We start from the raw sequence: 17,644 nt of genomic DNA, 5'->3' as shown, positions 1-17,644 counted from the left end.
GGTGAAGGAATTGTTATGACTATTATCGCTGTGATCGGACTGGGCTATGTAGGCCTGCCGCTGGTGGTCGAATTTGGTAAGCATGCGCGTACCATCGGCTTTGACATTGCCCAAAACAAGGTGGATGCCTGCCTGCGCGGCACCGACCCGTCGCGTGAGTTGAGCGACGAGGAAATGGCGGCCTCCAAGTTTGCCGAATACACCTCCGACCCTGCCAAGCTGGGCGAGGCCGACATCATCATCGTGGCCGTGCCTACCCCGGTCGACGATGCCCGCCAGCCGGACTTCACGCCGCTGATCGGCGCCAGCAAGAGTGCTGGCAAGCACCTCAAAAAAGGCGCGATCGTGGTGTACGAATCGACCGTCTACCCCGGCGCAACCGAAGAAATCTGCATCCCGGTGCTGGAGCGCGAGTCGGGCCTGAAGTGGAAGGAAGGCTTCTTTGTCGGCTACTCGCCAGAGCGCATCAACCCGGGCGACCGCGAGCACACGCTGACCAAGATCCTGAAAATCGTTTCCGGCGACACCCCGGAGACGCTGGAAGCCGTGGCCAAGATGTACGAGCAGATCGTCATCCCGGGCGTGCACCGCGCGTCCTCGATCAAGGCGGCCGAAGCGGCCAAGGTGATTGAAAACACCCAGCGCGACCTGAACATCGCGCTGATGAACGAACTGGCCATCATCTTCGACAAGCTCGACATCGACACCAGCGAAGTGCTGAAAGCCGCTGGCACCAAGTGGAACTTCCTGAAGTTCAGCCCGGGCCTGGTCGGCGGCCACTGCATCGGCGTGGATCCCTACTACCTGACCCACAAGGCGGAGAAGATCGGCTACAACCCGCAGGTGATCCTGGCCGGGCGCCGCATCAACGACGGCATGGCCAAGTACATCGCCGAGCAGACCATCAAAAACATGATTGCCGGCGGCAGCTACATCAAGGGCGCGCGCGTCAACGTGCTGGGCCTGACGTTCAAGGAAAACTGCGGCGACCTGCGCAATTCCAAGGTGGCGGATGTGATCGCGGAACTCAAATCCTACGGCGTGGAAGTGTTTGTGCACGACCCGCACGCGGAAGCGGAAGGCGCCCAGCACGAGTACGGCGTTGAGCTGACCAGCTGGCAAGACCTGCCACGCGCCGACGCCATCGTCGCTGCCGTGTCGCACCGCGAGTTTGTTGCCATGGCAGCCGAAGACTTCGCCTCCAAGCTGGTCAAGGGCGGCGCCTTCATTGACGTCAAGGCAGTGTTCAACCAGGCCGAACTGCAGCAGGCTGGCATCCGCGTCTGGCGCCTGTAAGATAGGGGACGACATGACTGCGTATCAACAGTTGCGCCAGCGCCTGGCCGAACAGCCGCGCGTCTGGCTGGTGACCGGGGTGGCCGGCTTCATCGGTTCGAACTTGCTGGAAACCTTGCTGGCGCTGGACCAGCAGGTGGTGGGGCTGGACAGTTTTGTCACGGGCCACCAGCACAATCTCGACCAGGTGCGCGCGGCTGTGACGCCGGACCAGTGGGCGCGGCTGCGCATGATCACCGGCGACATCCGCGACCCGCAAACCTGCCGCGACGCCTGCGCCGGGGTCGACTATGTGCTGCACCAGGCTGCGCTGGGCAGCGTGCCGCGCTCGATCGAGGATCCGCTCAGCACCAACGCCAGCAATATCGATGGCTTCCTGAATATGCTGGTGGCGGCGCGCGACGCCAAGGTGCAGCGCTTTGTCTATGCGGCGTCGAGCTCGACCTATGGCGACCATCCGGCGCTGCCCAAGGTGGAAGACGCGATTGGCAAGCCGCTGTCGCCGTATGCGGTGACCAAGCTGGTCAACGAGCTGTACGCCGACGTGTTTGGCCGCACCTATGGCATGCAGAGCATCGGCCTGCGCTACTTCAACATCTTTGGCCCGCGCCAGGATCCGAATGGCGCGTATGCTGCGGTGATCCCGAAATGGATCGCTGCCATGATTGCGGGCGAGCCAGTGCAGATCAACGGCGACGGTGAAACCAGCCGCGACTTCTGCTATGTGGCCAATGCGGTGCAGGCCAATCTGCTGGCGGCCACCACCGCTGACGCTGCGGCGGTCAACCAGGTCTACAACGTGGCCGTGGGCGACCGCACCACGCTGAACCAGGTGTGCGAAAGCATGCGCGCCGCGCTGGCGCCGCACTTCCCGCATCTGGCACAGTTCCAGCCCGGCTACCGCGATTTCCGCGCCGGCGACGTGCGCCACTCGCAGGCCGACGTCAGCAAGGCCGTCAAGCTGCTGGGCTATGCGCCCAGCCACCGGATCGGCCAGGGCCTGGAAGAATCGCTGGCCTGGTATGTGCGCCGGCTGAGCTAAACCCGGCGCATCGCCAGACCAGACGCGCACGCTGGCCGCCGGGCTGGCGTGCGCGTTTTGCCATGTGGCCGGCGTGGCGGCGGCAGCGCCTGCTGCGCTTTTTCCGGTATAACCCCCAAACGCCGTTACAATGGCGGCTTCTTTCATTTTTGCAGCACCGGCCTGGCCCGGCGGCTGCGCTTCCCGACCTGACCATGGCAGTTATTTCTCTCACTTCCGCGCAACTGGCGTTTGGCCACGTGGCGCTGCTGGACCACGCTGAATTTTCGCTGGAAACCGGCGAACGCGTCGGCCTGATCGGCCGCAACGGCACCGGCAAATCGTCGCTGCTCAAGATTCTTTCCGGCCGCACCAAGCTGGACGACGGCCTGCTGGTCATGCAACAAAACCTCCACATCGTCTATGTCGAGCAGGAACCCGTGTTCGAGCCGGCCATGTCGGTGCACGACGCGGTGGCGGCCGGCCTTGGCGAGCTGCCGCTGCTGCTCAAGGAATACGAGACGCTGACCGGCCAGTTTGGCCAGGGCGACGATGACGCGCTGATGGCGCGCATGCACGACATCCAGGTGGTGCTGGATGCGGCCGACGGCTGGAACCTGGCCAACAAGGTGGAAACCGTGCTGGACAAGCTGAACCTGCCCGGCACGCTGCGCATGAACGAGCTGTCCGGCGGCATGCAAAAGCGCGTGGCGCTGGCGCGCGCGCTGGTGTCGGCGCCCGACGTGCTGCTGCTGGACGAACCCACCAACCACCTGGACTTCAGCTCCATCATGTGGCTGGAAGGCTTGCTGCGCGATTTCAAGGGCAGCGTGCTGTTCATTACCCACGACCGCTCCTTCCTGGACAATGTGGCCACCCGCATCATCGAGCTGGACCGCGGCCGCCTGCTGTCGTTCCCGGGCAATTTCAGCACCTACCAGGCGCGCAAGGCCGAGCTGCTGGAAAACGAGGAAGTGGAAAACGCCAAGTTCGACAAGGTGCTGGCGCAGGAGGAAATCTGGATACGCAAGGGCGTCAAGGCCCGCCGCGTGCGCGACGAAGGCCGGGTGCGCCGCCTGGAAGCGCTGCGCCTGCAGCGCGCCGCGCGCCGCGACCAGCAGGGCCAGGTACGGCTGGAAGTGTCGGTGGGCGAGCGCTCCGGCAAAATCGTTGCCGAGCTGGAGAATATCAGCAAGTACTATGGCGAGCGTGCCATCGTCAAGCAGTTCACCGGCACCATTTTGCGCGGCGATAAGGTCGGCCTGATCGGGGCCAACGGCGCCGGCAAGACCACCTTGCTGAAAATGATCCTGGGCGAGCTGGCGCCGGACAGCGGCACGGCCAAGCTGGGCACCAAGCTGGAGGTGGCTTATTTCGACCAGATGCGGACCCAGCTCAATGAGGAAGCCAGCCTGCTGGACACCATTTCGCCGGGCAGCGACTGGGTCGAAATCAATGGCCAGCGCAAGCATTCGATGAGCTATCTGAGCGACTTCCTGTTCTCGCCCGAGCGCGCGCGTTCGCCGGTCAAGTCGCTGTCTGGCGGCGAGCGCAACCGCCTGTTGCTGGCGCGCCTGTTTGCCAAGCCGGCCAACTGCCTGGTGCTGGATGAACCCACCAACGACCTGGACATCGACACCCTGGAACTGCTGGAAGAACTGCTGGAAGACTATAGCGGCACCGTGTTCCTGGTCAGCCACGACCGCACCTTCCTGGACAATGTGGTGACCCAGGTCATCGTGGCCGAAGGCGAGGGCCTGTGGCGCGAATACGTGGGCGGGTATAGCGACTGGGAGCGCGTCAAGGCCAGTGCGCCGGCGCCGCTCAAGAGCGCCGCCAAGCCGGCGGCGGCAGCGCCTGCCGCCGCTGCCGCGCCGGCACGGCAGAAAAAGCTCAGCTACAAGGAGCAGCGCGAGCTGGAGGAATTGCCGGCCCTGATCGCCAGCCTGGAAGATGAGCAGAGCGCGCTGTCGATCGCGCTTGCCGCCCCCGATATTTACAGGCAGAATCCAGCCGAGGCCAAGCGCATGACGGCGCGCGTTGAAGCAATCGAAGCGCTGCTGCTGGACGCGCTCGAGCGCTGGGAGCAGATCGAAGCGCGCGGCCAGGGCTAGCGCGGTAGCGGTGTGCCCTCGCAGCATGCGCTGGCACACCACACCTTATCTACCGCCAACCCAGGGAGTCGCATGTCCGTTCTGCCGTTGTCCGATTTGCCCACCGATTTGTTCCCGTCCCCGCGCGCCATCCTGCCGCCTGCCGTGCTGCTGCGGAGGCGCCATGTTTGAGCGCGCCGCCTTGGCGCGCATCTTGCCGTTTGGCGCCTACATGCTGTTCATTTTCATTGCCGACATGCTGGCCAGGGCTGGCGTGCCGGACAGCGTGCTGCTCTGGCTGTACCCGCTCAAGATCGCCGTGGTGGCGCTGCTGCTGTGGGTGTTTTGGTCACATTACGAGGAGCTGCGCGCGCCGCGCCTGCGCTGGCCGGACGCGGTGCTGGCCCTGGTGGCCGGGGTGGTGGTGCTGCTGCTGTGGCTGTGGCTGGACAGCGGCTGGATGGTCATGGGGCAGCCGGGCGGCTACGAGCCGCGCGTCAACGGCCAGCTGAGCTGGACGCTGGTGGCGATCCGGCTGGCGGGCGCCAGCCTGGTGGTGCCGCTCATGGAGGAGTTGTTCTGGCGTTCCTTCCTGATGCGCTGGATCACCACGCCAGCGTTTCAGGGGCTGTCACCGCACGCCATAAATTATAAAAGTTTTATTGTTACTGTGATATTATTCGGCGTCGAACACAACCTGTGGCTGGCCGGCATGGTGGCGGGCCTGGCCTACGGTTTGTTGTATGCCCGTACCGGTAAATTATGGGTGGCAATCCTGGCACATGCAGTGACCAACGGCCTGTTAGGGGTTTGGATAATTGCAACCGCGAGCTGGACTTACTGGTAATATGGCATGCTCTGGCTGTTTTATTAATTTTCAAAGACGAATAACACATGTTGAGTTCCCTGTATGCGCCTTTTGATTGCAGCTCGAAAGCCAGCTGGTCCCCACGGCCCTCCCGGACGCCGCTGGCACAGTGTGCCTTCCTGATCGCGCTGCTGGGCTGCGCTGGCGCCGCCCAGGCGGCCGCCGACGATGGCTTTTCGCCGTACGCATCGCTGGGCTATAACTACGATGACAACCTGTTCCGGCTCGGCGATGGCCAGCCTGGCTATGACAATACGCGCGGCGACTATTCCACCTCGCTGCAGGCCGGCGGCCTGTTTTCCAAGACCTACGGCCGCCAGGACATCGCGCTGCAGGCCAAGGTGAGCCGGGTCAGCTTCCGCCATTTCAGCCAGCTCGACTACAACGGCAAGGACATGCTGGCCGACTGGCACTGGCGCCTGGGCAACCACCTGGAAGGCAAGGCCGGTGTCAGCTATTCCGAAGTCCTGGCGCCGTACACCGATATCGTCACGCGCGACCGCAATCTGCGCACCCAGCGCCATGCCTACGCTGACGGCGGCTGGACCTTCCACCCCAGCTGGCGGGTCCGCCTGGCGTATGTGCAGGACCGTTACAAGTACGACCTCCAGAGCCAGACCTATAACAACCGTGTGGATGAGGTGAACGAGGCCGGTCTCGACTACCTGGCGTCCAGCGGCAGCACGATCGGCTTGCAGGTGGACCAGGTCAAGCGCAAGTACGACCAGCTGCGCAGCATCGGCAACCAGCTGATCGACGCTGGCAGTACCCAGGACGATGTCAAGCTCAAGGTGGTGTGGCGCGCAACCCCGGTCACTACGCTGCAGTTCCTGGGTGGCTGGGCCGACCGCAAGCATGCTTTTTATACCGAACGCGATTCCAGCGGCGTCAATGCGCGCCTGCAGGCCACCACGGTGCTCGATGGCAAAGTCACGCTGGATGGCGCGGTATGGCGCCAGTTTGAGGGCGTGGAAAGCGCGCAGACCAGCTATGCGCTGAATACCGGCGCCAGCGTCAATGCCAACTGGAATCTCAGCGCCAAGCTGCTGGCCAATGCCTCGGCGCGCTACCAGAAACGCGACTACAACGGCTTGCTGGTGGCTGCCAGCGGTCTCAGCATCAATGACAGTTCGCGCAACGTCTCGGCCGGCCTGACCTATGTGCCGCTGCGCCTGGTGCAGCTGAATCTGTCGGCCTACCGCGAGTCACGCAACGGTCTGGCTGCCGCCATTTTCGGCAACGGCTCCTACCGTGCCAACGGCGTCAGCTTTAACATCAATCTGCAATACTGATAGTTCCCATGACGCTCAATGATATTCCGCTGATTTCGTTTTTTCAACGGGTGCTCGATCCGTTGGTGATCATGGGAACCCTGTACCTGTCTTCGCTGGCGCTGCACGAGCCGTTTACCGGCTACGCGCTGGTGCTGATGGTGCTGGCCTTCTTTATTTCCTCCTCGGTGTACCAGTACGTCGACCCCTACCGCACCTGGCGCAGCGGCCGCATGCTGGCCTATGCGCGCGATACCGTGGTGGGCTGGGTGATTACGGTGGGCATCCTGTGGTTCATTGGCGTCGTCAGCGGCCTGGCGTACCGCCTCGGCCATGATGTGGTGCTGGCCTGGTTCATCATCACCCCGTTCGGCCTGCTGGTCAGCCACCTGGTCATGCACCGCGTGGTGTTTGGTCCGGGCAAGGACGGCGGCATGCGCTCGGTGGTGATTTGCGGCGTAAACGAGGTCGGTCTCAAGTTTGCCAGCGTGTGCAAGCGCAATCCGAGCCTGTTCATGCAGGTGGCCGGCTTTTTTGACGACCGCCTGGAAGACCGTTACCCGGGCGCGCTGCGCGAGCCCTTGCTGGGCCGCATGGCCGACATCGCCACCTATGTGCGCGAACACAATATCAAGATGGTGTTCATCAGTCAGCCGATCTCGGCCCAGCCGCGCATCCGCAAGCTGCTTGACGAGCTGCAGGACACCACCGTATCGGTCTACTTCCTGCCCGATATCTATGTGTTTGACCTGATGCAGGCGCGCTTTGACAACGTCGGCGGGATGCCGGTGGTGGCCATCTGCGAGTCGCCGTTCACCGGGATTAACAGCATGGTCAAGCGCGCCAGCGACATCATCCTGGCGCTGCTGATCCAGATCCTGCTGCTGCCGCTGATGCTGCTGATTGCGCTGGCCGTGAAGCTCAGTTCGCCTGGGCCGGTGATTTTCCGCCAGCGCCGCTACGGCCTGTATGGCGAGGAAATCATTGTGTACAAGTTCCGCTCCATGACGGTGACGGACGATGGTGCCACCGTGGTGCAGGCGCGCGTCAACGATGCGCGCGTGACGCGGGTCGGCGGCTTCCTGCGCCGCACCTCGCTCGATGAGCTGCCGCAGTTCATCAATGTGCTGCAGGGGCGCATGAGCATCGTCGGACCGCGTCCCCATGCGGTCGCCCACAATGAGCTGTACCGCAAGCTGATCAAGGGCTATATGCTGCGCCACAAGGTCAAGCCGGGGATCACCGGCTGGGCCCAGGTCAACGGCCTGCGCGGCGAAACCGACACGCTGGACAAGATGGAAGCGCGCGTCCACTACGACCTGGATTATCTGCGCAAATGGTCGCTGTGGCTGGACGTGTGGATTATCTTTAAGACGGTGCACGTGGTGCTCAAGCGCGAAAACGCCCACTGAGCGGCGCGCAGGGCGCGCACGATTGGCGGCTGAGTTTATAATATTGACAATCGCCCAAGAGAACGTGCATACTCGACATTGATATATGTAGATTTTTGTTAATATTATTTGTCATTTATCTATGTGTGGCCATTCCTGTTGCGCGCCCAGTGCCACGGGAGTGGTCAGTGCGCAATACTGGACAACCGAGGACCCCACTTTGAATCAGATCCCTATGGCCAACTCTCACAACCGTACTAAGATTGCCGCGGCACTGCTGCTGGCGACCACGCTGGCTGCCTGCGGCGGCAGCAAGGAATCCAAGCCGGGCCAGTCGCTGGCCCGCGTGAATGGCGAGGAGATCACGGTCTCGCAACTGAATGAAGAACTGCAGCGCGCCAATGTCCAGACGGCGCAGCAGGAAGCCGCCAGCAAGCAATTGCTGGAATCGCTGATCGACCGCCAGCTGCTGGTCAACCAGGCCACCCAGGACAAGCTGGACCGCGATCCGAAAGTGCTGCAAGCCATCGAACGCGCCAAGGCGCTGCTGCTGGCGCAGGCTTACCTGCAAAAGAAAGTCGGCGCGCCAGTGCGCCCGACCAAGGCCGAGATCGAAGAATATTTCAACCAGCATCCGGAATTCTTCAGCAACCGCAAGCAGTTCGACATGCGCCAGCTGGTCATGGCCACCAAGGATATTGAAGCGCCGCTCAAGGCCCAGATCGACAACGCCAAGTCGCTGGACGAGGTGTCGGCATGGATGGACCAGAACAAGGTCAAGTACACGCGCGCCCAAGTGTCGCGCACCAGCGCCGACTTGCCGCAGGAATTGTCCAAGCGCTTGCTGGACATGCCGAAAGGCCAGCTGTTCATCGTCAAGGAAGGCGAGCGCAGCCTGCTGATCACGGTGAGCGACATCAAGGAATCGCCAGTGCGCCTGGACGCCGCCGCAGGCCAGATTGAACAGTTCCTGTTCAACAAGAAGAACAAGGATGCCGCGGACGCCGAACTGGCGCGCCTGCGTGCCAATGCCAAGATCGAATACCTGAATGGCCGCACGCCGCCGGAAAAAGCCGCTCCGGCAGCGCCCGCCGCCGCCGCCAGTGCCCCGGCCGCCGCGCCTGCCGCACCGGCTGCCGCTGGTGCAGAGGGCGGCGCCACCGACGCGCAAAATGCGCGCGGCGTGGCAGGCCTGAAGTGATCTCCCGATTCTGACCCATTCAAGCACGAGGTAGCGAAATGATGAAACACATGAAGAAATGGCTGGCAGCGCTGGCAATGTTGACGCTGTTCGGCGCGGCGCACGCGGCCGATGCGGTGCTGGGACCGGGCGATGTGCTCAAGATCAGCGTGTATGGCAGCCCCGACCTGGCCACCGATACCCGCGTCAGCGATGCCGGCACCATTACCTTCCCGCTGCTGGGACCGGTGGAAGTGAATGGCCTGACCGCCAGCGGCGCTGAAAGCAAGATCAGCAGCCTGCTGGAGTCGGGCGGCTTTGTGCGCAAGCCGCAGGTGAATATCCTGATCACCCAGATCCAGAACCAGCAAGTGTCGGTGATCGGCCAGATCAACCGCCCGGGCCGTTATCCGATCGAAGGCAAGCGCACCGTGCTGGACATGCTGGCAGTGGCTGGCGGCATCTCTGCCGATGGTGGCGATACCGTGGCGCTGATCCGCAAACGCAATGGCACCACCACCAGGGAAGTGATTGATATCATTGGCATGGTGCGTTCCGGCGAACTGTCGTCCAACATCGAAGTCAGCGCCAATGATGTGCTGTACGTCGAACGGGCGCCACGCTTCTATATTTACGGCGAAGTCCAGCGCCCTGGCCCGTTCCGTCTGGAACGTGCCATGACGGTGCTGCAGGCGCTGTCGGCGGGAGGGGGCTTGACGCCGCGTGGTACCGAGCGCGGCTTGACGATCAAGCGCCGCGATGCCAATGGCAAGCAGCAAGTGATTGATGCCAAGCAGGATGATCTGGTGCAGAACGATGACGTGGTCTACATCAAGGAAAGCCTGTTCTAATTCATCGCGGCTGTCGTATGCGGCCGGCGCGAGCCGGCGTTTGTCCGTCTTATCTACTTCTCTATCGAGAGTCTCACCATGAACGCAACCCAATTCCTGCACATGCTGCGCGCCCGCAAGTGGATCGTGCTCAGTGTGCTGTTCGTCACCGTGCTGGCCACCCTGGTGGTCAGCCTGGTGCTGCCGAAGAACTACAAGGCCACCGCCTCCATCCTGCTCAACTACAAAGGCGTGGATCCGGTCACCGGCATGACCATGCCGGGCCAGCTGCTGCCTGGCTATGTGGCCACCCAGACCGACATCATCGGCAGCAAAAACGTCGCGCTGCGCGTGGTTGACCAGCTGGGCCTGGCACGCAATCCTGCCGTCATCGAACAGTTCCGCGACGCCACCGAAGGCAAGGGCAATGTGCGCGACTGGCTGGCCGACCTGCTGCTGAAAAAACTCGACATTGCGCCATCGCGCGAGAGCAGCGTGGTGGAAATCAGTTTCAAAGGCAATGACCCGGCGTTTGTGGCTGCCGTGGCCAACGCGTTTGCCGATGAGTACCAGAAAATCAGCGTGCAGCTCAAAGTCGAGCCGATGAAACAGGCGTCGACCTATTTCAATGGCCAGCTCAAGCTGCTGCGCGACAATGTGGAAGCCACCCAGGCCCGCCTGTCGAAATACCAGCAGGAACACGGCATTGTCAGCGTGGACAACCGCCTGGACGTGGAAAGCAACCGTCTGAACGACTTGTCGGCCCAGCTGGTGGCAGCCCAGGGCCAGCTCATGGAAGCCAACTCGCGCGCCGGCATGGCCAACGGCTCCACCGAATCGCCTGACGTGGCCGGCAATCCGCTGGTGCAGAACCTGCGCATCGGCCTGGGCAATGCAGAAGCCAAACTGGCGGAATTGGCCCAGCGCCTGGACCGCAACCACCCGCAATACCAGAGCGCCAAGGCCGAAGTGGACAAGCTGCGCAGCGACCTGAATGCCGCCGTGAAGAGCACCAGCAACAGCGTTGGCAACAATGCCGCCATCCTGCGCGTGCGTGAAGCCGAGCTGCGCAATGCGCTGGCCGAGCAAAAGAAAAAAGTACTGGAACTGAACCGCACCCGCGACGAACTGGGCGTGCTGGCCAAGGATGCTGAAAGCGCCCAGCGCGCCTTCGACGCCACCGCCATGCGCTCCTCGCAGACGCGCCTGGAAGGCCAGGTCGAGCAGTCCGATGTAGCCTTGCTGAACCCGGCGGTAGCGCCGGTCGATGCGGCGGGCCCGAAAGTCATGCTGAACGTGCTGCTGTCGATCGTGCTGGGCAGCATGCTGGGCGTGGGCCTGGCGCTGGCTGCCGAGCTGGTGGACCGCCGCGTGCGTTCCGAGACCGACCTGTCGGACGCCCTGGATATTCCGGTGTTTGGTGTGATCGACTGGAATATGACTTCGCGTAAGCCAACCGGCTTGCGCCGCCTGCTGTCGCCGCGCCGTTTGCGTTTGAATTAACAAGGACCTTGCCATGAATGCCCCAGCCCACCCTATCGCCACGCCCGCACCTGCGGCGGCAGTGCCGCGCAGCGCCGATTCCAGCATTGGCGGCCTGCTGCTTGAATCCGGCAAGATCACGCCGGAAAACGCCGAGCGCGTGCTGCGCATGCAGAAAGAACTCGGCATCCGCTTCGGCGAGGCCGCCCAGCGCCTGGGCCTGATCACCGAGGCCGACATCCAGCAAGTGCTGGCGCGCCAGTTCGACTATCCCTACCTGCAGGCGGGCGAGAGCAGCTATTCGCCCAAGCTGCTGGCGGCCTACCAGCCGTTCAGCCACCAGGTGGAGCAGCTGCGCGCCATCCGTAGCCAGCTGATGCTGCGCTGGTTCGCCCGTGGCCACAAAGGCCTGGTGGTGATCGGCGTCGGCTCCGGCGAAGGCACCAGCCTGTTTGCGGCCAACCTGGCCGTGGTGTTTTCCCAGCTGGGCGAACAAACCCTGCTGGTTGACGCCAATCTGCGCAAGCCAAGCCAGCACGAAGTGTTTGACCTCAAGGGCCGCCAGGGCCTGTCCGACATCCTGGCCGGCCGTGCCGGCACCGAAGTGGTGCACAAGGTCGCCTCGTTTGTTGACTTGTCGGTGCTGGCCGCGGGGACGCTGCCGCCCAACCCGCAGGAACTGCTGAGCCGCAGCAGCTTTGCCGCGCTGACGCCGCGCCTGGACGAACACTTTGACGTGGTGCTGTATGACGTGGCGCCGTTCTCGGCCGGTGCCGATGCGCTGGCCATCGCGGCCCGCGTTGGCGGCGTGCTGCTGGTGGCCCGCAAGAACCACACCCGGGTGGAAGACATCAATGCGCTGCGCGAGCAGATGCGCCACAGCGGCGCCCAGGTCATCGGCGCGGTACTGGTCGACTTCTAGGCCACTGGCCGGGCAAGCCATGCACAGCGCTGTGCGCCACCATGGGGCACCGCGCCAGGCGGGCGCAGCCCTGCTGGCGCTGCTGCTGCTGTTGGTGCTGGGCACCAGCGCTGTGCTGCTCGGCGCGTTCAGCCCGGTGGACCACGAGCGCCAGCGCGAGCTGCTCACGCGGCAGCGGGTAGCCGCCGCGCGTGAGGCCTTGCTGGGCTATGCCATGGCGCATGGCCGCCTGCCGCGTCCAGCCGCCTCGGCGCTGGACGGGCGCGAAACGGAGCGCAGCTGCAGCAGCGACAGCGACTGCACCGGCTATCTGCCCTGGGTGGCGCTGGGCATCGCCGGCAGCGATGGCTGGTACCATCTGCTGCGCTACAGCGTCTCCCCGGAATTTACCAGCACCATCGACCGCAATGCGGCCGCCAGCAAGGTGGTGCTGACGCGCCAGCTGGATGGCAGCGAACGCTATCTGAGCGGCCAGGAGCAGTGCTCGATGGCGCTGCTGTGTGCGGCGGCCGTGGTGCTGTCCACGGGCCGGCTGAACTTTGGTGTCAGCGAGCAGGGGGTGCTGCAAACCAGCCTGGATGACAGCGGCACCAACCTCGATGAAATCGCCAACGCTAGCGCCAGCCGGCGCTTCATGGCACGCCCCTACAGCGACGACCCTGCAGCGCCCGGCGGCCGCTACGACGACCAGGTCAGCTGGATCGATGCCGCCGCCCTATTGTCGCGCCTTAACCGCACCGGGCTGCTACACTGAGGCGCCCGATCAATTGCAGCAACCAAGGAATATCAATGAGAATACTGGTAACTGGCGGTATGGGCTATATCGGCTCGCATACCTGTGTGGAACTGATGCAAGCTGGCCATGAAGTCATTGCGCTCGACAACCTGAGCAACAGCACGGCCTCGGTGGCCGAGCGGGTGGCGCGCATCACCGGCCGCGCGCTCGATTTTGTCGAAGCGGACGTGCGCGACCGCGCGGCCATGGAAGCCGTGTTTAGCGCGCGCGCGCCGCAGGCAGTGATCCATTTTGCCGGCCTCAAGGCGGTCGGCGAATCGGTCGAGCAGCCGCTCAACTACTACGACAACAACGTCACCGGCAGTCTGGTGCTGTTTGAAACCATGGCCAAGTTTGGCGTCAAGACGCTGGTGTTCAGCTCGTCGGCCACGGTGTATGGCGACCCGGCATCGGTGCCGATCACCGAGCAGTTTCCGCTGTCGGCCACCAATCCCTACGGCCGCAGCAAGCTGATGATCGAAGAAATGCTGCGCGACCTGTACCGCGCCGATCCCAGCTGGCGGATCGCGCTGCTGCGCTATTTCAATCCGGTGGGCGCGCATGAGAGTGGCCTGATCGGCGAAGCGCCCAACGGCATTCCCAACAATCTGGTGCCGTATATTGCCCAGGTAGCCGATGGCCGGCGTGAGCGCCTGTCGGTGTACGGCAGCGATTATCCGACCCCGGACGGCACCGGCCTGCGCGACTATATCCATGTGGTGGACCTGGCGCTGGGCCATCTGGCCACGCTGGCCAAGCTGGCGACAGGCGTTGGCATTTATACATACAATTTAGGCACCGGCAGAGGTAATAGTGTGCTGGAAATGGTGCGCGCTTTCGAAGCGGCAAGCGGCCGGCCTGTGCCTTACCAGATCGTGGCGCGCAGGGCGGGCGATATTGCTGCTTGCTATGCAGACCCGGGCTTGGCGGAACGTGAGCTGGGTTGGAAGGCGACGCGAAATATTGCGCAGATGTGCGCCGATGCCTGGCGTTGGCAGAGCGCGTCCGTCTGAATAAAGGATAAGCCGCATGAAAGCAATGATACTGGCCGCAGGCAAGGGCACGCGGGTGCGCCCGCTGACGTACGACTTACCGAAACCCATGATTCCCATCCTGGGCAAGCCGGTGATGGCCTATCTGATTGAGCATCTGCACAAGTATGGCGTGACTGAAATCATGGTCAACGTCAGCTATCTGCATGAAAAGATCGAAGAGTATTTTGGCGAAGGCCACCAGTACAACGTCCAGATCGGTTACTCGTTCGAGGGCTATACCAACGACCAGGGCGAGATCGTGCCGCAGCCGCTGGGCTCGGCAGGCGGCATGAAGAAAATCCAGGAATTCGGCGGCTTCTTTGACGACACCACGATTGTGCTGTGCGGCGATGCGCTGATCGACCTGGACATCAAGTCGGCGCTGTTTGAACACCGCCGCAAGGGCGCGCTGGCGTCGGTGATCACCAAGGAAGTGCCGTGGGACAAGGTGTCAAGCTATGGGGTGGTGGTGACCGATGCCGCCGGCCGTATCACCGAGTTCCAGGAAAAGCCGAGCCGGGAAGCCGCCAAATCCAATTTTGTCAGTACCGGCATCTATATTTTCGAGCCGGCCGTGATCGACCTGATTCCCAGCGGCCAGGCGTTTGATATCGGCTCCGAGCTGTTTCCGCTGCTGGCCGAGAAGGGGTTGCCGTTCTATGCGCAAACGCGCGGCTTCAACTGGACCGATATCGGCAGCGTCACCGACTACTGGGAAACCTGCCAGAGCGTGCTGATGGGCGAAGTCGCCAACCTGCATCTGCCCGGGATCCAGCTGGACGACGGCTTGTGGGTGGGCCTGAACACCAGCATTGACTGGGAAGGCACGGTGATCGAGGGGCCGGTGTACATTGGTTCCGGCACCCGCATCGAGGCCGGTGCGCATATCGTCGGCCCGACCTGGATCGGCCATGGCAGCCATGTCTGCGCCGGTGCCAAGGTGGTGCGCAGCGTGCTGTTTGAATATACCCGGGTGTTACCGAATGTTTCTTTAGACGAAATGATTGTCTTTAAGGATTATAGTGTCGACCGCGCAGGCAATATGCTGCACGTGTCCGAGTCTGATCCGGATTCCTGGGCCAACGCTCGTGACCGGCGCAGCAAGCGCCGAACTGAGCATAATAATGAATTAATCGATAAGAGAATCAGAGCATGAAAATTTATCCCGTGATCTTGTCCGGCGGCGCTGGAACCCGTTTATGGCCGTTGTCGCGCGCCGTGCTGCCCAAGCAGCTGCTGCCGCTGGTCTCGGACAAGACCATGTTGCAGGAAACCGCCTTGCGCCTGCATGGCCGTCCGCAACTGATGCCGCCGCTGGTGGTGTGCGGCAATGAGCACCGTTTTCTGGTGGCGGAACAGCTGCGCGAAAGCGGCGTCCGGCCGCTCGGCATCCTGCTGGAACCGGTAGGCCGCAATACTGCGCCGGCGGTTGCGGCAGCGGCGCATTTCCTGCAATCGGTGGACCCGGAAGCGGTCATGCTGGTGCTGCCGGCCGACCATGTGATTAACGACGTGGACGCGTTTTATGCGGCCATCCAGCACGCTGGCGCGCTGGTGGGCGAGGGCGCGCTGGCCACCTTTGGCATCGTGCCGGCCGGTCCGGAAACCGGCTATGGCTATATCCAGAGCGGCAAGCCGGCCGCTGCCGAGCAATGCTACGCGGTCAACCGCTTTGTTGAAAAGCCGGACCGCGCGACGGCGCAAGGTTTTGTCGACGCCGGCAATTACTTCTGGAACAGCGGCATGTTCCTGTTCCGCGCAGACAGCTATCTGAAAGAACTGCAGGAATATGCGCCAACGATCGCCAGCGCCAGCGCCGAGGCCATGGCCAAGGGCTACCGCGACCTCGACTTCTGCCGTTTGGATGAGGCGGCATTTACCGCCTGCCCGTCGGACTCGATCGACTATGCCGTCATGGAACACACGCGCCATGCCGTGGTGGTGCCGGCCGACATCGGCTGGAGCGACGTTGGCTCGTGGTCGGCGCTGTGGGATGTGCAGCCGCATGATGGCCAGGGCAATGCCACGCGCGGCGATGTGTATCTGGACGATGTGTCCGGTTCGCTGGTGCGCGCCGAGGGCCGCATCGTGGCGCTGGTGGGGGTCAAGGACCTGGTGGTGGTGGAAACCGCCGATGCCGTGCTGGTGGCGCACAAGGACCAGGTGCAGCGCGTCAAGCAGATCGTCGACCACCTGAAGCAGCAGGACCGTACCGAACACCTGCACCACACCAAGGTCTACCGTCCATGGGGCTGCTATGAAGGCATCGACATTGGCGAGCGCTTCCAGGTCAAGCGGATTACCGTCAATCCGGGCGGCAAGCTGTCGCTGCAGATGCACCATCACCGCGCCGAACACTGGATCGTGGTCAGCGGCACCGCCCGCGTGACCTGCGGCGATACCGTCACGCTGCTGACGGAAAACGAATCGACCTATATTCCCATCGGTATGAACCACCGCCTGGAAAACCCCGGCAAGCTGCCCTTGCACCTGATTGAAGTCCAGTCCGGCAGCTACCTGGGCGAGGACGACATCGTGCGCTTTGAAGACGTCTATCAGCGCAGCTAAGCTGCGTCCGCGCGTCCGATTCTCACGCATTCTCACGCATTCTCACATGATGTTATAGCAGACTTTATTTTGCCTGCGACGGAATACAACGCTGTATTTAAGCTAATATAAAAGTTGTATTTCCGTTGTTGTAATTGTATATTTGCAATTGTCGCATGATCCTGTGGAGATGAAAAAGTGGATGCTTTAACGAAACGCGTTGCCGTAGCGGCTATCTTTAGTCTGGCCGCCAGCGGCGCGCAGGCAGCAAAAGTGTTTGATGCTGGTAAAGATACATCAAACGCCAATTGCGCCTTTAATACCGTTTGCGGTCCAGCTACTGGCACGGCAGACGACTATGCAGCCCAGTTGTTTACGCTGGGCAGCAGCACAACGCTGAAGTCGGCGAGCTATGTGGTGATCAACCAGGGCTATGATTTGCCGACCGAGGCCAAATGGCAGATCCTGGCCGCCGACGGCACTGGCGGTTTGCCCGGCACGGTGGTGGCATCCGGCACCAGCAATGTACTGGCTCAGACTTTCTACTATGGCCATGTGATGGGCATGAGCGCAGATGCGCAGTTCTTTGGCTTTAACGGCGTGACCCTGGCCAGCGGCTCCTACTACTTTGCGATCCAGGCAGTATCGCCAAGCTTCACTAACTTCCTGGCGGCCGGTACCCTGGCTTCCGGTGCTGCCGAGTACTACCAGGGCAACTGGCGCACGGATTACCAAACCTTCCCAAGTATTTCCCTGGCGCTGTATGACCATGAGGCCGCCATCCCGGTGCCTGAACCGTCGAGCTATGCCATGATGTTGGGCGGCATCGCGCTGCTGGGTGTGGTTGCGAGCCGCCGTTCCCGTACTGCACAGTCCGCCACGTAAGCAGGGCGCATGGCGTGATGCGCTGTACTTGCTGGAGGCTGACGCACGA

General features: G+C 62.6%; 15 protein-coding genes. All 15 read left to right on the top strand.

Annotation, left to right across the window (positions count from 1 at the left end; genetic code table 11):
* Positions 1-15 precede the first annotated feature (15 nt).
* The 15 genes from GTP58_RS29740 (at position 16) to GTP58_RS31985 (ending at position 17,595) form a co-directional block, all read left to right on the top strand.
* The gene (locus GTP58_RS29740; RefSeq protein ID WP_161080547.1) at positions 16-1,296 is read left to right on the top strand and encodes a nucleotide sugar dehydrogenase; all 1,281 of its coding nucleotides are present in this window, start codon (positions 16-18) and stop codon (positions 1,294-1,296) included.
* 13 nt (positions 1,297-1,309) lie between these two features.
* Positions 1,310-2,338 (top strand): NAD-dependent epimerase/dehydratase family protein, encoded by a 1,029-nt coding sequence (locus tag GTP58_RS29735; protein WP_161080546.1) that lies wholly within the window; start codon positions 1,310-1,312, stop codon positions 2,336-2,338.
* Between the two features lie 194 nt (positions 2,339-2,532).
* Positions 2,533-4,431: an ATP-binding cassette domain-containing protein gene (locus GTP58_RS29730; RefSeq protein WP_161080545.1), complete on the top strand. Its 1,899-nt coding sequence runs from the start codon at positions 2,533-2,535 to the stop codon at positions 4,429-4,431.
* Positions 4,432-4,594: 163 nt separating this feature from the next.
* Positions 4,595-5,257: a CAAX prenyl protease-related protein gene (locus tag GTP58_RS29725; protein ID WP_161080544.1), complete on the top strand. Its 663-nt coding sequence runs from the start codon at positions 4,595-4,597 to the stop codon at positions 5,255-5,257.
* Positions 5,258-5,304: 47 nt separating this feature from the next.
* A complete protein-coding gene (gene epsL, locus GTP58_RS29720) occupies positions 5,305-6,570 on the top strand; it encodes an XrtB/PEP-CTERM-associated polysaccharide biosynthesis outer membrane protein EpsL (protein ID WP_161080543.1) in 1,266 nt (421 codons plus the stop codon).
* Positions 6,571-6,578: 8 nt separating this feature from the next.
* A complete protein-coding gene (locus GTP58_RS29715; RefSeq protein WP_161080542.1) occupies positions 6,579-7,961 on the top strand; it encodes an undecaprenyl-phosphate glucose phosphotransferase in 1,383 nt (460 codons plus the stop codon).
* Between the two features lie 214 nt (positions 7,962-8,175).
* Complete coding sequence (locus GTP58_RS29710; protein WP_161080541.1) at positions 8,176-9,141, top strand: EpsD family peptidyl-prolyl cis-trans isomerase; 966 nt, start codon at positions 8,176-8,178, stop codon at positions 9,139-9,141.
* A gap of 41 nt (positions 9,142-9,182) precedes the next feature.
* Positions 9,183-9,971 (top strand): polysaccharide export protein EpsE, encoded by a 789-nt coding sequence (gene epsE, locus GTP58_RS29705; protein WP_161080678.1) that lies wholly within the window; start codon positions 9,183-9,185, stop codon positions 9,969-9,971.
* A gap of 78 nt (positions 9,972-10,049) precedes the next feature.
* Entirely contained in the window at positions 10,050-11,453 is a 1,404-nt protein-coding gene (gene epsF, locus GTP58_RS29700; RefSeq protein WP_161080540.1) for a chain length determinant protein EpsF, read from the top strand.
* Between the two features lie 13 nt (positions 11,454-11,466).
* The gene (gene epsG / locus GTP58_RS29695) at positions 11,467-12,354 is read left to right on the top strand and encodes a chain length determinant protein tyrosine kinase EpsG (protein ID WP_161080539.1); all 888 of its coding nucleotides are present in this window, start codon (positions 11,467-11,469) and stop codon (positions 12,352-12,354) included.
* Between the two features lie 19 nt (positions 12,355-12,373).
* The gene (locus tag GTP58_RS29690; protein ID WP_161080538.1) at positions 12,374-13,108 is read left to right on the top strand and encodes a hypothetical protein; all 735 of its coding nucleotides are present in this window, start codon (positions 12,374-12,376) and stop codon (positions 13,106-13,108) included.
* A 35-nt stretch (positions 13,109-13,143) separates the two neighbouring features.
* Complete coding sequence (gene galE / locus GTP58_RS29685) at positions 13,144-14,142, top strand: UDP-glucose 4-epimerase GalE (RefSeq protein WP_161080537.1); 999 nt, start codon at positions 13,144-13,146, stop codon at positions 14,140-14,142.
* A gap of 16 nt (positions 14,143-14,158) precedes the next feature.
* Positions 14,159-15,319, top strand: a complete 1,161-nt coding sequence (locus GTP58_RS29680; RefSeq protein WP_161080536.1) for a sugar phosphate nucleotidyltransferase — start codon at positions 14,159-14,161, stop codon at positions 15,317-15,319.
* A complete protein-coding gene (locus GTP58_RS29675; RefSeq protein WP_161080535.1) occupies positions 15,316-16,731 on the top strand; it encodes a mannose-1-phosphate guanylyltransferase/mannose-6-phosphate isomerase in 1,416 nt (471 codons plus the stop codon). The genes GTP58_RS29680 and GTP58_RS29675 overlap by 4 nt, the downstream gene beginning before the upstream one ends.
* A 177-nt stretch (positions 16,732-16,908) precedes the next feature.
* Positions 16,909-17,595 carry a PEP-CTERM sorting domain-containing protein gene (locus GTP58_RS31985; protein ID WP_373924797.1) on the top strand — a complete coding sequence of 229 codons (687 nt, stop codon included), beginning with the start codon at positions 16,909-16,911 and terminating at the stop codon, positions 17,593-17,595.
* Positions 17,596-17,644: the final 49 nt, after the last annotated feature.

Origin of the sequence: Duganella sp. CY15W, from assembly GCF_009857555.1 — a bacterium.
Classification (GTDB): domain Bacteria; phylum Pseudomonadota; class Gammaproteobacteria; order Burkholderiales; family Burkholderiaceae_D; genus Rugamonas; species Rugamonas sacchari.
The sequence above is the reverse complement of the archived record's forward strand: the minus strand, read 5'-3'. Positions and strand labels throughout refer to the sequence as shown.